Annotated in this window: 13 protein-coding genes; 10 read left to right on the forward strand and 3 right to left on the reverse strand. The window is 67.4% G+C overall.

The features are described 5' to 3' along the window. Nucleotides 1–39 precede the first annotated feature (39 nt). Nucleotides 40–1,485 (reverse strand): flagellar filament capping protein FliD, encoded by a 1,446-nt coding sequence (fliD, locus tag RT282_RS16880; protein WP_313316168.1) that lies wholly within the window; start codon nt 1,483–1,485, stop codon nt 40–42. Between the two features lie 225 nt (nt 1,486–1,710). Beyond that, nucleotides 1,711–3,189 (reverse strand): flagellin, encoded by a 1,479-nt coding sequence (locus RT282_RS16885; RefSeq protein ID WP_313316170.1) that lies wholly within the window; start codon nt 3,187–3,189, stop codon nt 1,711–1,713. A 343-nt stretch (nt 3,190–3,532) separates the two neighbouring features. Here RT282_RS16885 and RT282_RS16890 point away from each other — a divergent pair, with 343 nt between their 5' ends. From RT282_RS16890 to RT282_RS16935, 10 genes are all read left to right on the forward strand, one after another. Then, nucleotides 3,533–5,020 (forward strand): flagellin, encoded by a 1,488-nt coding sequence (locus RT282_RS16890; protein ID WP_313316172.1) that lies wholly within the window; start codon nt 3,533–3,535, stop codon nt 5,018–5,020. Nucleotides 5,021–5,247: 227 nt separating this feature from the next. After that, a complete protein-coding gene (gene motA / locus RT282_RS16895) occupies nt 5,248–6,108 on the forward strand; it encodes a flagellar motor stator protein MotA (protein ID WP_313316174.1) in 861 nt (286 codons plus the stop codon). Between the two features lie 142 nt (nt 6,109–6,250). After that, the gene (motB, locus tag RT282_RS16900; RefSeq protein WP_313316176.1) at nt 6,251–7,192 is read left to right on the forward strand and encodes a flagellar motor protein MotB; all 942 of its coding nucleotides are present in this window, start codon (nt 6,251–6,253) and stop codon (nt 7,190–7,192) included. 69 nt (nt 7,193–7,261) lie between these two features. Further along, nucleotides 7,262–7,648 (forward strand): chemotaxis response regulator CheY, encoded by a 387-nt coding sequence (gene cheY / locus RT282_RS16905; protein WP_312307132.1) that lies wholly within the window; start codon nt 7,262–7,264, stop codon nt 7,646–7,648. Between the two features lie 3 nt (nt 7,649–7,651). After that, a complete protein-coding gene (locus tag RT282_RS16910; protein WP_313316179.1) occupies nt 7,652–8,278 on the forward strand; it encodes a protein phosphatase CheZ in 627 nt (208 codons plus the stop codon). 181 nt (nt 8,279–8,459) lie between these two features. After that, entirely contained in the window at nt 8,460–9,644 is a 1,185-nt protein-coding gene (locus RT282_RS16915) for an EscU/YscU/HrcU family type III secretion system export apparatus switch protein (RefSeq protein ID WP_312758125.1), read from the forward strand. 12 nt (nt 9,645–9,656) lie between these two features. Then, nucleotides 9,657–11,744 carry a flagellar biosynthesis protein FlhA gene (gene flhA, locus RT282_RS16920; RefSeq protein ID WP_313316181.1) on the forward strand — a complete coding sequence of 696 codons (2,088 nt, stop codon included), beginning with the start codon at nt 9,657–9,659 and terminating at the stop codon, nt 11,742–11,744. Next, the gene (gene flhF / locus RT282_RS16925; RefSeq protein WP_313316183.1) at nt 11,741–13,324 is read left to right on the forward strand and encodes a flagellar biosynthesis protein FlhF; all 1,584 of its coding nucleotides are present in this window, start codon (nt 11,741–11,743) and stop codon (nt 13,322–13,324) included. The genes flhA and flhF overlap by 4 nt, the downstream gene beginning before the upstream one ends. Next, on the forward strand, nt 13,314–14,072 hold the full coding sequence (locus RT282_RS16930) for a hypothetical protein (protein ID WP_313316185.1): 759 nt from the start codon (nt 13,314–13,316) through the stop codon (nt 14,070–14,072). The genes flhF and RT282_RS16930 overlap by 11 nt, the downstream gene beginning before the upstream one ends. Before the next feature lie 8 nt (nt 14,073–14,080). Continuing rightward, complete coding sequence (locus tag RT282_RS16935) at nt 14,081–14,797, forward strand: RNA polymerase sigma factor FliA (protein WP_313316187.1); 717 nt, start codon at nt 14,081–14,083, stop codon at nt 14,795–14,797. Between the two features lie 353 nt (nt 14,798–15,150). On the opposite strand, the gene RT282_RS16940 is transcribed toward RT282_RS16935, so the two are convergent. Beyond that, complete coding sequence (locus RT282_RS16940) at nt 15,151–15,426, reverse strand: hypothetical protein (RefSeq protein ID WP_313316189.1); 276 nt, start codon at nt 15,424–15,426, stop codon at nt 15,151–15,153. Between the last annotated feature and the right edge of the window lie 48 nt (nt 15,427–15,474).

Genomic DNA, 15,474 nt, shown 5'->3' on the forward strand with positions numbered 1-15,474 from the left:
ATCTATCGGCAGTTGGCCGGCAAACTGAAGGCCTGCGCGTCAGCTGGAGGACTTGTTCCAGGTCGCCACCTGCTGGGAGATGTAGGCGTTGAGCGCATTCAGCGACGCCATCTTGGTGTCCAGCGCCGTGTAGCGCTGCTGCAGGCTTTTTTCGGTGCGATCGGCACGGTCCAGGATGCGCTCGACCTCCTTGGCGTTGAGCTTGAGCGCGTTCTCATACGTCTTGGTCTTGGTGGCGAAGAAGCCGTCGGCAGCCAGCAGCTTGTCCGTCACGGCCTTGAACTTGCCGGCAAAGCCATCTGCCACATTGCCGCCATCAGGGCCGCGGAAGAAGGTCTTGACCGCATCCGGGTCTTCCATGGCCTTGTTGAACTTGGTGGCGTCCAGCTCCAGCGAACCATCGGGCGAGACATTGCCCGCCCCCAGGCCACCCGCAGAAATCACGCCCACGGCCGACAGGTTGCGCAGCGCGCCCGAGCCCGTCACCGCCTGCAGGGCCGAGCGCAGCGTATTTTGCAGAGCAACCACCGTGGAGTCGCCCTGTAGCAACGCGCTGGTCTGGGTTTCCTTGTCGTACTTGGTGGCGGCATTCAGCGCACTGTTGACGGCGTTATACGCAGCAACGAAGTCCTCGATGTTCTTCTTGACGGCCGAGGTGTCCTTGCTCACGGTGATGGTCACCGGCTCGGTCGTCACCTTCTGGGCTGTGAACGTCACCCCCGCCACCGTGTCGGAGAAGGCATTGGTGGCAGAGCTCACGGCCACCCCGTTGACCGTGGCGCTGGCGTTCTTCGCGTACTCGGTGCTCATGCCCGCCACCAGGCGCGACAGGCCGGCGTTGTCGGTGTTTTCGCCATCGGCGTCCTGCACCGACAGCTGATAGCCGGCCTCTTCGCCTGTGGCAGAGCTGCGCAGCAGCAGCCGCTCGCCTTGCGCATCCGTGAGGATGGTGGCCGTGACGCCCGCCTTGGAACCATTGATCTTGCTGGCCACATCGGCCAGCGTGTCGGTGGCGCTGACCTCGATGTTCACCGCCGCGGCAGTGCCCGCGGTGAATGCCTTGGGCTCGCCCGCCCAGCCGCCCACCTGCAGGCTCAGCGTGCCCGCCCCCACCGTCTGCTTGGCCGCAATGGTTGCAGACATCGACGACTGCGCCGTGGCCAGGCTTTGCACCTGCACGCTGAAAGACGTGGCCGCCGCGCCGCCCGAGGCGCTGACGCTGACCGCCTCGGCGTTGGAGGACGAAGCCTTGGCGCCATTCCAGCCCGTCACGCTGGTCAGCTTGCCGGCGGCGTCGGCCAGGGTGGAGACGAGCGACTTGAACTGCCCGAACGCCGAGACCTTGGAGTTGGTCAGCGCCGCCTGCTGCTGCAGGCCGCCGGTCTTGGTGATGGGTATCTTGACGGCATCGACCGAAGCCTTGATCAGCGCATTGACATCGACGTTGCCCCCCAGGCCAATGCCGATCGATGAAAAGCTTGCCATGACTCCACTCCTTTGCCTGTATGTGTTCCGACGTGGCGCCCATAGCGCGCGACGCCAGACATTATCGAAGCCGTTGCCGCTTCAGGTGCCAGCGATAAGAGGGGCAGAAAGCCCCCAATCCACCACGCCGGCCTGCCAAACGGCAAGGCGCGGCGGTGACTGATGCCACCGCCGCGCCTTATCTAGTGGCCTGGGCCAGCCGGCCCGGCCTTCATGCCTTCTTCATCAGCCGCGCAGCAGGGCCAGCACGCCCTGGGGCAGCTGGTTGGCCTGGGCCACCATGGCGGTGCCGGCCTGCTGCAGGATCTGCGTGCGCGACAGGTTGGCGGTTTCGGCCGCGAAGTCGGCGTCCTGGATGCGGCTGCGCGAGGCGGACATGTTCTCGGCCGAGGTTTGCAGGTTGTTCACTGCGGTCTCGAAACGCGACTGCAGGGCACCGAAGCTGGCGCGCTGGCTGTTCACGGCGGCCAGGGCGGAGTCGATGATCTTCAGCGCCTTGGTGGCGCCATCGACCGTGGAAACGTCGATCTGGTCCACCGAATTGAGCTTCGCTGCAGCCGAGGTCCCGGGAAATACGTCTACTGCACCCCCAGTGGCAGCCGTAGCGACAGCCGTGCTGAAGCCCTTGTCGGAGTTCAACTCCACGGTCCCCGTGGTAGTGGCGCCGAACCCGCCGTTAGCCACCGCCGCGGAAGCCGCGCCGAAGCCGCCGGCGCCATCCGACGCGGCCAGCTTGAAGGTGGCGGCAGCGGCTGCAGAGTTGTTGACCAGGCGGATGTTGTCGCCCGCCTCATTGGTCAGCGTGATCTTGCCCTCAGCCAGCTTGGCAGTGACCCCCGTCTGCGAAGACACATCATTGATGGCCTTCACCGCCTCGCTCAGGTCGCCCCCTGCGGATACGCTGAACGTCACGTTGGCGGCCGTCGTGTTGCTCGACGTGATGGCGAGCGAATAAGACTGGCCTGCCTGAAGGTCCGACAGCTGCGACACATTGCGTGCCGAAGCCGTGACACCGGTCTTCTCCGCCTTCTCGTTCACCTTGGAAGCCACGGTGGCCGCGCTATCGTTAGCGCCAAGAGTGACACTGGCTTTCTCCAGGCCGTTGATGTCCACCGAGGTACCGATGGCTGGCTTCACTTCCGTGCCAGCCGTCGTATCGACGACCGTCTGGCCCTTCGATTGCATCAACTGCGCACCATAGGTGGAGGTGCGGAAGTTGCCCGTAGTGGCCGTGATCGTCTGGTTGGCGTTGGCGCCCACCTGGAAAGTGGCCGAGCCGAACGAGCCATCCAGCAGCTTCTGTCCATTGAACTCGGTGGTTTGCGAGATACGGTCCATTTCGGACAGCAGCTGGCCCACTTCGGCCTGGATGGCCTTGCGGTCGGACGCCGAGTTGGTGGCGTTGGCCGACTGCACCGACAACTCGCGCACGCGCTGCAGGATCTCGCCCGAGGCCTTCAGTGCGCCTTCGGCCGTCTGGGCCAGCGAGATGCCGTCGTTGGCATTGCGCACCGCCTGGTTCAGGCCGCGGATCTGGCTGGTGAAGCGCTCGGAGATGGCCAGGCCGGCGGCATCGTCCTTGGCGCTGTTGATGCGCAGGCCCGACGAGAGGCGCTGGATGGAGGTGTTGAGGGAGTTCTGGCTGATGCCCAGGTTGCGCTGGGCGGTGAGCGAGGCGACGTTGGTGTTGATGGTGGAAGCCATTGCAAATCTCCTGCAAAAGAAGTGGCTGGAATGTGGCGTTGCCGCCGTCTGCGCCTCTCAATCCCTGAGCAGCGCGGGTTCCCAGTGCCTGTGTGGGCCTTGCTGTGGAACGGCGGGGCGTCACTCCTTGTTTCAAACGTCCCGTTGAATGTGTTTTCGGATCGTGCTTGGAAAACTTTAGGGCGCTAACGCACGGATTGGCCGGTTTTTGCGCCGTTTATCGCGCCAACGCCGCGGCGGCGCGTCACCACAATCGCCAGCATCGTCTCCCACCGTCCGCCGCCAGGGCTGCTGCCCTTAGCTGGCAGCACCCACCGAACCGAAGCCCCGCAGGAGTCTTGCCATGGCATCCACGATCAACACCAACGTCGCCTCGCTCACCGCCCAGCGCAACCTGGGCGTGAGCCAGGGTTCGCTCAACACCTCGATTCAGCGCCTGTCGTCGGGCCTGCGCATCAACAGCGCCAAGGACGATGCCGCCGGCCTGGCCATCTCCGAGCGCTTCACGGCGCAAATCCGCGGCCTGAACCAGGCGGCGCGCAACGCCAACGACGGCATCTCGCTGTCGCAGGTGGCTGAAAGCGCGCTGGCTGGCGCCGGCAACATCCTGCAGCGGGTGCGCGAGCTGGCGGTGCAGTCGGCCAACGCCACCAACTCGGCCAGCGACCGCAAGGCCATCCAGGCCGAAGTGGGCCAGCTGCTGTCCGAGCTGGACCGCATGGCGGTGACGACCGAGTTCAACGGCCAGAAGCTGCTCGACGGCTCGTTCGGCTCGGCCACGTTCCAGGTGGGGGCCAACGCCAACCAAACCATCACGGCCACCACAGGCAACTTCCGCACCGGCACATATGGTGCTCAATTGATGAACTCAGCGGGGCAGGCTGTTGCAGACGATAGTGCAGCGCGAGGCACTGCAGTTACTCCCCAAATTGGTACAGCCTTGACTATCAATGGTTTGGAGTCGGCCACGATCCAAGGGCTGGCCGCAACCGACAGTGCAGCAGAGATTGCTGCAGCCATCAATGGTCAGACCGAGAAAACCGGCGTGAGCGCTTCTGCGCGTACATTGGCGCAACTGGGGCTGATAGACGGCGCCTATTCACTGGCAATCGAATCGAGCAATAAGACAGCAGCTAATGTCAGTTTCAGTGTCTCCGGAGGGAACCTGAATGAAGCCGTAAAGGCGATCAATGATGTCTCTTCGCAAACGGGTGTCACCGCCAAGCTCACCGAAGGCAAGATTACCCTGACTAACGAAGCCGGCGACAACATCCGCTTGGTGAACAATTCTGCAGCTGCAGCTTCAAGCGTTGAGCTAGCAGCAGCTAAAAGCGACGGCACTTTTGCTGCTCCTGTTTCGGCAGCAGGTCTTGGCCTTGCAACTGTTGGGCTTGGCGTTACGGCATCGGGCACGGTGCAGCTCTCCTCCGACAAGGGGTTCAGCACGGTCAGCGGCGCGGTAACTGCGCCCGTAGTCAACGCATTCGGGACTGGCACTACAACGGCAACGCTCAATTCCGTAGATCAGATCGATGTATCCACAGTCGACGGTTCCACCAAGGCTCTGAAGATCATCGACTCCGCCCTAGCCGCCGTGAACGGCCAGCGCGCCAGCTTCGGCGCCCTGCAGGCCCGCTTTGAAACGGCCATTGCCAACCTGAACACCTCGTCGGAAAACATGTCCGCCTCGCGCAGCCGCATCCAGGACGCCGACTTCGCGGCCGAAACGGCCAACCTGTCGCGCACCCAGATCCTGCAGCAGGCCGGCACCGCCATGGTGGCCCAGGCCAACCAGATTCCGCAGGGCGTGCTGGCACTGCTCAAGGGTTGAGGGGGCAACGAACTGGTTTCGCTATATTTTCAATAGCTGCTGACACTTGATGGATAAGCGCCGGAGCCGGTTTTTACCCATATACCCAGCCGCACGCGGTGGGCGGAGGCCGCGCCGCGTGCAAATGCAATCCTTTATTTTTGCCTGCCACAATCCGAAACACTGACCTTCCGCGCTGCCCCGGCGCGCCACGCCGCCCTTAGGGATGGCCCTCTTCCAAACGAAGCATGTTCGTCATCCTCGGCTACCTCATCACCTTCGGCGCCGTCTTCGGGGTGTTCATCGCCCACGGCGGCAACATCAAGGTGTTGCTGGAGGCCCTCCCCTTTGAAATGATCACCATCGGCGGCGCCGCCCTGGGCGCCTTCATCGTGAATAACCAGCCCAAGGTGCTGAAGGCCACGTTCGCCTCGCTGCCCAAGGTGCTCAAGGGCAACAAGTACACCAAGGCGCGCTACATGGAGCTGCTGGCCATGCTCTATGAAATCCTGCAAAAGGCGCGCAAGGAAGGCCTGATGGCCATCGAGCAGGACGTGGAAGAGCCGGAAAAGTCCGAGCTGTTCAAGAAATTCCCCACCGTGGGCAGCGACCACCACGTGATCGAGTTCACCACCGACTACCTGCGCATGATGGTCTCGGGCAACCTGAACGCCCACGAGATCGAGTCGCTGATGGACAGCGAGATCGAGACGCACCACCAGGAAACGCACGCCCCCGTGGCCGCGCTCACGCGCCTGGCCGGCGCCCTGCCGGCCTTCGGCATCGTGGCCGCCGTGCTGGGCGTGGTGAACACCATGGGCTCGGTGGGCCAGCCCCCGGCGGTGCTGGGCGGCATGATCGCCTCGGCGCTGGTAGGCACCTTCCTGGGCATCCTGCTGGCCTACGGCGCGGTGGAGCCGCTGGCCGGCCTGCTGGAGCAGCGCGCCGAGGACGCCGCCAAGGAATTTGCCTGCATCAAATCCACGCTGCTGGCCAGCATGCAGGGCTACAACCCAGCCACGGCCATCGAGTTTGGCCGCAAGGTGCTGTTCTCAGGCGACCGCCCGGGCTTTGCCGAGCTCGAAGCCCACGTCAAGGGCAAGAAATGACCCCCCCTGAGTCGTTTCGCGCTTTCCCCCCGAGAGGGACGACGGCCTATGCCGCGGGCCGGCCCTTGCTGGCCGCCCGCTGGCCTGGCCTGCGCCGGTTTGGTGCGTTGCGGGCGACGTGCAGGCTCGGGGAGCGCTGAATATGGCCGAGAAGAAACTCCAGCCCATCATCATCAAGCGCGTCAAGAAAGGCGGCCACGCCCCGCACGGCGGCGCGTGGAAGATCGCCTATGCCGACTTCGTGACGGCCATGATGGCGTTCTTTTTGCTCATGTGGCTGCTGGGCTCCACGGCCAAGGGCGAGCTGCAGGGCATCGCGGAGTATTTTTCGTCGCCGCTGAAGGTGTCGATGCAGGGCGGCGACGGGGCGGGCAACAGCTCCAGCATCATCCCGGGCGGGGGCAACGACCTGTCCAAGGTGCATGGCCAGGTGCGCCGCTCCGACGACGACAGCGCCACCAACCGCCGCACCAGCCTGGAGACGGCGCGTGCCGAGCGTGCCAGGCTCGACGCCCAGCGCATCAAGGCGCTGCAGGCCAAGATCGACGCCCTGATCACCGAGAACCCGCGCCTGAATGAATACCGTTCGCAGATCCGCATCGACGTGACGCCCGACGGCCTGCAGATCCAGATCGTGGACGACCAGGCGCGGCCCATGTTTGACAGCGGCAGCGCCCTGGTGAAACCCTATATGCGCGACATCCTGCGCGAGATCGGCGCCGCCTTGGGCGGGGTCGAAAACCGCATCAGCCTAGCCGGCCACACCGATGCCGCGCCCTACGGCAACGGCGAGCGCGGCTACAGCAACTGGGAGCTGTCGGCCGACCGAGCCAACGCCTCGCGCCGCGAACTGGTGGCCGCCGGCATGCCCGACGGCAAGCTCGGGCGCGTGGTGGGCCTGGCCGCCAGCGACCTGCTGGAGCCCGAGCACCCGCGCGCCGCCGTCAACCGGCGCATCACCATCACCGTGCTGACGCACGAGGCGGAGGAGCGCCTGCTGGGTAAGCCGGCCGGGCTAATCCCTCTGAAACCCGCCGGCGACAAAAACCCGGACAATCCTGCCTCGGCGGCGCCGGATGAGTAACAACTTGTCACGCCGACGCAGCTTCCCCACAATAGCCCGCTACTGCAATTCCGACCGAAAGGGTCCTTCGTGTCTTCTGCCCTTCGTTTTCTGATCGTTGACGACTTTTCCACCATGCGGCGCATCGTGCGCAACCTGCTCAAGGAAAGCGGCTTTGCCGACGCCGACGAGGCCGAGGACGGCGTGGCCGCGCTCAACAAGCTGCGCAACAGCAAGTTCGACTTCGTGGTCACGGACATCAACATGCCCAACATGAACGGCTTTCAGCTGCTCAGCGAGATCAAGCAGGACGACAAGCTCAAGCACCTGCCGGTGCTGATGGTCACTGCCGAGGCGCGCAAGGAAGACATCGTCGCCGCCGCCCAGGGCGGTGCCGCCGGCTACATCGTCAAGCCTTTCACCAAGGCCACCCTGGAGGAAAAGGTCAACCTGATCCTCAAGAAGATGGGGATGTAAGCCATGGAGGAAGCCAGCAGCAGCCCCGCCGAGGGCGAGCAGGACGTCCATCTCAAGATAGGCCAGCTCACGCGCCAGCTGCACACCGCACTCAACGAGCTGGGCTATGCCGACCAGCTGCGCGGCACCATGGGCGAGCTGCCCGACGCGCAAAGCCGCCTGTCCTACATTGCCCGGCTGACGGGCGAGGCGGCCGAGAAGGTGCTGGGCCGCGTGGAGCAGGCCAAGGCGCAGCACGACTACATCGCCAGCGAGACGCGCCGCGTGGTCACCGCCCTGGTGGCCGACCCGGTGGCCGCCGTGGCCAAGGGCGATATCTACAACTTCCTGACCGACGTGGAGCGCGTCACGCAGGAGGCGGATACGCACCTGACCGAGATCATGATGGCCCAGGATTTTCACGACCTCACCGGGCAGGTGATCGCGCGCGTGGTCAACCTGGCCGCCACCATCGAGGAGCAGCTGGTGCAGCTGCTGCTGCAGACCGCCCCGCCCGGCGCCACCCCGCCACCTGCCGCCGAGCCGCGCAACGAGCGCCTGCAGGGCCCGGTGGTCAACCCCGAGGCCGCGGCCGACGTGGTGACCAGCCAGTCGCAGGTGGACGATCTGCTGGCCAGTTTGGGGTTCTGACCACGGAATTTCAAGCCAAATCGGCCTCCAGCGCCCGCCAATCAAGCGCGGGCAGCTATCAATTTTGACGATTCCCCCGATGGCTGGAGTGCCGTGAGATACGCCCCCCCGGCCCCTCTATTCGGGCTTTAGCTTTTCCTGCCGCTTCCGACAATGGCGTGACCCGCAAAGTCACGCCACCATGGACTCCAGCCAGGACAAAAACCTTCCCGCTACCGAGCGCAAGCTGCAAAAGACCCGCCAGGACGGGCAGGCAGCGCGCTCGCGCGATCTCTCGCACCTGGCCATCCTGGGCGTGGGCGGGCTGGCGCTGCTGCTGCTGGCGCCCTGGTTCGTCGAATACCTGGAGCGCACGCTGCGCCAGAGCCTGGTGTTCGACGCAGCCACCGTGCAGGCCCCGGCCCAGATGCTGGCGCGGCTGAAACCCGCGGTGGTGCTGGGCGTGGCCGGCAGCGCGCTGTTCGCCGTGCTGACCAGCGCCGCCGCCCTGCTGGCGGGCGTGGGCGCGGGCGGTCTGGTCTTCAGCTTCAAACCCATCTCGCCGCAGTTCAACCGGCTCAACCCGCTCAAGGGCGCGGCCAACCTGTTTTCCAAGCAGCAACTGGCCAACGTGGCCAAGATGGTGCTGATGACGGCCATCCTGGCCTTCGTGGCCTGGAAGATCATGGGCGACAGCCTGCAGACCATGACCGCGCTGGTGCTGCAGCCCTCGCCGGTGGCGCTGCGCATGGCCGGGCAGTGGCTGGTTTCCGGGGCGGCGCTGCTGCTGCTGGTGGTGTTCCTGTTCGCCGTGGTGGACGTGCCGCTGCAGGCCTACTTCTTCAAGTCGCGCCTGAAGATGAGCCATGAGGAGGTCAAGCAGGAGCACAAGGAAAGCGACGGTAACCCGCAGCTCAAGGGCCGCATGCGCCAGCGCGCGCGGGAGATCGCCGACCGGGCCAGCATCTCCGCCGTGCCCAAGGCCGACTTCGTGGTCATGAACCCGACGCATTACGCCGTGGCGCTCAAGTACGACGAGGCCGCCATGGGCGCGCCGCAGGTGGTCTCCAAGGGCACGGACCTGCTGGCCTTCAAGATCCGCGAGGTGGCGCAGGCACACGGCGTGCCGGTGCTGCAGTCGCCCATGCTGGCGCGCGCGCTGTATGCCCACGCCGAGCTGGAGCAGCCCATCCCCGCCCAGCTGTACACCGCGGTGGCGCAGGTGCTGGCCTATGTCTACCGCCTGAAGGCCGCGCTGCGCGGCGAAGGCCGCATGCCGGGCGAACTGCCCGACCCGCAAGTCCCCCCCGAGCTGGACCCGCACTCGCCCCAGGCGCAGCGCCCGGCCGCGCGCCGCCGCGGCGCGCGTGCCACCCCCGCCGAGTAACGCACGACGACCATGACCGCTTCCCCGATGAACTCCGTCCGCCAGTGGGCTGGCAACAGCCGCCCCATGCTGCAGGGCCTGGCCGCGCCGCTGCTGGTGGTGGCCATCCTGGCGCTGATGGTGCTGCCTATTCCCGCGTGGCTGCTGGACACCTTCTTCACCCTGAACATCGCCGTGGCGCTGATGGTGATGATGGTGGCGGCGTACATGCTGCGGCCGCTGGACTTCGCCGCCTTCCCTTCGGTACTGCTCCTGACCACGCTGATGCGGCTGTCGCTGAACGTGGCCTCCACCCGCGTGGTGCTGCTGGACGGCCACACCGGCCCGGGCGCGGCCGGCAAGGTGATCGAGGCCTTCGGGCACTTCCTGATCGGCGGCAACTTCGCCGTGGGCCTGATCGTGTTCGCCATCCTGGTGGTCATCAACTTTGTGGTGGTGACCAAGGGTGCCGAGCGTATCGCCGAGGTCTCGGCGCGCTTCACGCTGGACGCCATGCCCGGCAAGCAGATGGCCGTGGATGCCGACCTGAACGCCGGCCTGATCGACGAAAAAGAGGCCAAGCGCCGCCGTGCCGAGGTGCAGGAGGAGGCCAACTTCTTCGGCTCCATGGACGGCGCCAGCAAGTTCGTGCGCGGCGACGCCGTGGCCGGCATCCTGATCCTGATCATCAACATCATCGGCGGCTTCGCCATCGGCATGCTGTCGCACGGGCTGTCGGCGGGCGACGCGGCCGACAGCTACATCCTGCTGGCGGTGGGCGACGCGCTGGTGGCGCAGATCCCGGGCCTGCTCATCTCCGTGGCCGCCGCGATGGTGATCTCGCGCGTGGGCAAGGACAACGACATGGGGCAGCAGATCGTGCAGCAGCTGTTCATGTCGCCGCGCGTGCTGGGCGTCACCGGCGGCATTCTGGTGCTGCTGGGACTGATCCCGGGCATGCCGCACGCCGTGTTTCTGATCATGGGCGCGGCCCTGGGCTGGGTGGCCTGGCTGGTGCTGCAGCGCCAGCGCCGGCCCGCGCCAGTCGAAGAGGCCCCGCCCGCACCGGCCAGCGACGGCGAGGCCAGCTGGGACGACCTGCAGCCCGTGGACCTGCTCGGCCTGGAGCTGGGGTACCGCCTGATCGCCCTCGTGGACAAGAACCGCCAGGGCGACCTGCTCACGCGCATCAAGGGCGTGCGGCGCAAGTTCGCCCAGGAGGTGGGCTTTCTGCCGCCGGCCGTGCACGTGCGCGACAACCTGGAACTGAAGCCCAGCGCCTACCGCATCCTGCTGCGCGGCGTGGTGGTGGGCGAGGGCGAGGCCTTCCCCGGCATGTTCCTGGCCATCAACCCGGGGGGCATCACCACCCCGCTGATTGGCACCGCCACCACCGACCCGGCCTTCGGCCTGCCGGCCAAGTGGATCGACGCGGGTCAGCGCGAAGCCGCGCAAATGGCCGGTTTTACCGTCGTTGATCCGGAAACCGTGATGGCCACCCATTTGTCACACTTGATGCAAGTGCAGGCCGCACGCCTGCTGTCGCGTACCGAGACGCAGCAGCTGGTGGAACACGTGACGCGCCTGGCCCCCAAACTGATCGAGGAAGTCGTGCCCAAGCTGGTCTCCATCACAACCTTCCAGAAGGTGCTGCAGCTGCTGCTGGAGGAGTCCGTGCACATCCGCGACATCCGCACCATCATCGAGACGCTGGCCGAGCATGCCGGCAGCACGCAGGACCCGGCCGAGCTGGCGCGCCGCGTGCGCATCGCCCTGGCCCCGGCCATCGTGCAGCAGATCTACGGCCCGGCGCGCGAGTTGAGCGTGATCGCCATCGAACCCGGCCTGGAGCGCCTGCTGATGCAGGCCCTGGGCAATGCCGCCAGCCCGGCGCTGGACCCCGGCGTGGCCGACCTGCTGACGCAAAAGGCCGCCCAGGTCGCCATGAAGCAGGAAGAGCTGGGCCTGCCCGCCTGCCTGCTGGTGCCCGACGCCATCCGCAGCTCCATCGCCCGCCTGGTGCGCCGCGTGGCGCCGCGCCTGCAGGTGCTGGCGCACAGCGAAATCCCTGAAACCCACACCATCCGCATCGGCCCCATCCTCCAAGGCGCAACAGCATGAACATCCGACGCTTTACCGCACCCACCGCCCGCGAGGCCCTGGCCAAGGCGCGCATGGCCTTCGGCGACGGCACGCTGATCCTGTCCAACCGCCAGGTCGCCGGCGGCGTGGAGGTCATGGCCACCGCCGAGGACACCCTGTCCACGCTGCAGGCCGGCGAGGCGCACGTGCCCACCGCCGCTGCCGCCCCGGCCAGCCGCCTGCAGGAGCGCGCCGCCGACCTGGCCGCCAGCCCCGTGCGCCTGCAGCAGCAGCGCCCCGCCGCCGCGCGTCCGCAGCCCACCCCCGCCCGCAGCGCCGTCGCGCAGGACACCGAGCAGCTGGCCATGAGCACCCTGTCCTTCCAGGACTACGTGCGCGAGCGCATGCTGCGCCGCCGCCACGAGGCCATGAACGGCACGGCCCCGGCCGCGCTGCCCGAGCCGCCGCAGCCCACCTTCGCCCGCGCCAGCGCCCCGGCCTTCGAGCCGCCCGCGCCTGTCGCTGCTGCCCCCCAGCTGCCCCGCCACAACCCGCTGCGCCCGGCCATGCATGCCGCGCTGGGAGCCGAGCAGATCAACACGCCTACGGCGCGCCGGCCCCAGCCGGCGCCCGCCGCCGCCGCGCCCACGCTGGCCGCGGCCAACGGCCAGCAGCACCTGATGAAGGAGCTGCAGTCCATGAAGGACCTGATCGAGGAGCGCTTCAACACCCTGGCCTGGCTGGGGCAGGCGCGGCAGAACCCGATCCAGTCCAACCTGATGCTCAAGCTCATCCGGGCGGGCTTCTCGCCCGCGCTGTCGCGCGCCGTGCTGGAGCACCTGCCCGAGCACCTGGGCGCCGCCGACGCCGTGCGCTGGCTGATGGACGTGCTGGAGCGCAACCTGCGCACCGACGCCGCCAGCGTGCCGCTGTACGAGCAAGGTGGCATCTGGGCCATGGTGGGCGCCACCGGGGTGGGCAAGACCACCACCACCGCCAAGCTGGCCGCGCTGTGCGCACGCATCCACGGCCCGGGCAGCGTGGGCCTGATCACGCTGGACACCTACCGCGTCGGCGCGCACGAGCAGCTGCGCTCCTACGGCCGCATGCTGGGCGTGGTGGCCCACCTGGCGCACGACCGCGCCGCGCTGCAGGACCTGCTGGGCCTGCTGGCCAACAAGAAAATGGTGCTGATCGACACCACCGGCGTGGCCCCGCGCGACCCGCGCAAGCGCGACCTGCTGGACGTGCTGGAGCTGCCCGGCGTGAACCGCCTGCTGGTGCTCAACGCCAGCAGCCACGGCGACACGCTGGACGACGTGTTCACCGGCTTCAAGACCGCCGGCACGCAGCAGGCCATCCTGTCCAAGGTGGACGAAGCCGTGAAGCTGGGCCCGGCGCTGGACGCGCTGATCCGCCACCAGATGGTGCTGCGCGGCGTGACCAACGGCCAGCGCGTGCCCGAGGACTGGGAAGCTGCCGACGCGCGCAAGCTGGTCGGCGCCTCCATGCGCACCAGCGTGCGCTCCGCGTTCGACCCCAAGGAGGCCGAACTCAACTTCTTCTTCTCGCCCGCTGCCGCTGCGGCCGGCGAGCAGGGGCTGGTCGATGTGGCTTGATACCCCCGTCCACCAGGCCACCGGCCTGCAGGGCTTTGCGCCCGAGCAGCAGCTGCGCCTGTTGCCCGTGGTCAGCCAGCCCGGCGCCGGCAGCGTCGAGCTGGAGATGCTGTGGCAGCTGTGCTCGGCCCTGCAGCGCCTGTCCTACCCGCCCGTGGTGCTGGACGGCACGGCGCAGGAAAGCGAGCGCGCCCCCGGCCTGCTGCACCTGCTCGACGGCCTGCCCTGGCCCGGCGGCGCGGACGCCGCTCCCGGCGCCGCGCTGGCCGTGGTGCCTGCCGCGCGCGGACTGGCCCGGCTGGCCCATGCGCCGCACGCCGGCCAGGCGGCTTTGCCGCTGATCGCCGGGCTGTTTCGCAGCTACGCCGTGGCCGTGCTGTATGCCGGCGCCGAGCTGCTGGCGCCGCTGTTGCGTGCCAGCCGCAGCGTGCCGCTGGTCATGACCGGGCCGGGCGCCCAGGGCATGGTGGCCAGCTACCGCCAGCTCAAGCACCTGGCGCTGCACGCCGGCCTGCCCCGCTGCACGGTGGCCTCCATCCGCCCGCCGCAGGTGCAGACGCCCGGGCGGCAGACAGCCGAGGCGCTGGACACACTGCAGCGCAGCGCGCTCAGCCACCTGGGCCTGCAGCTGCACACCACGGCGATTGCCGCCGGGCGGGTGCAGGACATTCAGCGCCTGGCCTTGCAGCTGCTGGAGAACGCATGCACCATGGACCCGGCCCCCACCCTTTCGGACCAGAGCCACTGAACGCCACCATGTACACCGCGAAAGGCCAGCTCGACCGCGATGCACTGCTCGCCCAGCACCTGCCGCTGGTGCGCCGCATCGCCCACCACATGATCGCCAAGCTCCCGCCCAACGTGGAGCTGGACGACCTGATCCAGGTCGGCATGATCGGCCTGACCGACGCGCTGTCGCGCTACGAGGTCGCGCAGGGCGTGCAGTTCGAGACCTTTGCCAGCCAGCGCATCCGCGGTGCCATGCTCGACGAGCTGCGCGGCGGCGACTGGATGAGCCGCAGCTCGCGCAAGAGCCAAAAGGAGATCGAGCAGGCCCTGCGCCGCGCCGAGCAGCGCCTGGGCCGCAGCCCGCTGGAATCCGAGATCGCCCAGGAGCTCGGTATGAGCCTGCCCGACTACCAGAGCCTGCTGGGCAAGGTGCGCGGCACGCAGCTGGTCTACCTGGAGGACATGCACCACGGCGACGACGACGAGGAAGGTTTTCTGGACCGCCACGTCGCCGACGAGGACGCCGACCCCATGGCCGTGCTGCGCGACCAGCGCCTGCGCGCCTCGCTGGTGGCCGCCATCAAGGCGCTGCCCGAGCGCGAGCAGTACATCATGGGCATGTACTACGAGCAGGACATGAACCTCAAGGAAATCGCCGCCGTGCTGGGCGTGACCGAATCGCGCGTGTGCCAGCTGCACAGCCAGGCCATCGCGCGCCTGCGCACCAAGATGCGGGGGCACTAGAGGGGCAACCCCCTGCGCCGCTTACGCGGCTTCCCCCTTCTCTCGAATGGCTGCGCCATTCGGGAAGGGGGACGACGCCACTGGACCGGCGAAGCCGGATCCACGGCGTCTGCTGGCTTGGGTGGGCGGGGGCGTTGGTGGATTGCCCTGGTTTGGGCCCAATCGGGCTCTGGCGCTTACTGGGTAAGCGTTGGCAGCTCTTGAATCAATAGCACCATTCACTTGGTGCGGTAGGCGCAGCCGCGGCGCCCGCTGGCTGGGGCGCGTTTGAGGCCCCTCCCTTTTTAAGGCCAAATCGGGCTTCAGCGCTTGCTGGGCAAGCGCTAGCAGCTCTCGATTCAATAGCAAAAAAATCAACCGGGAGCGCGGTAGATGCGCGCGGGCGTGGCCGTGGTGGGGCCGTAAGTGACGGGGTCCACGGGCGGCAGCAGCGAGGCGGCCTGGCGCTCGGACAGGGCCAGCACCCGTGCCAGCTGCTCACGCACCTGGGCCAGCTGGGCAGCGATGGCGCGCAGGCGGGCTTGCGCAGGCTCGTCCAGCGTCTGGCCCTGCTGTGCCTGCACCAGCGAGGCTGCGGCCTCGCGCAGGGCCAGGGCGCCCTGCTCCAGCGTGATGGGGTCGGAAGACAAAAGCGCAGCCTGCAATGCCTGCAGCTGCGCTTCAATAGGGGAGAGGGG

Origin of the sequence: Pulveribacter sp. (genome assembly GCF_032079985.1) — a bacterium.
Classification (GTDB): Bacteria; Pseudomonadota; Gammaproteobacteria; order Burkholderiales; family Burkholderiaceae_C; genus Melaminivora.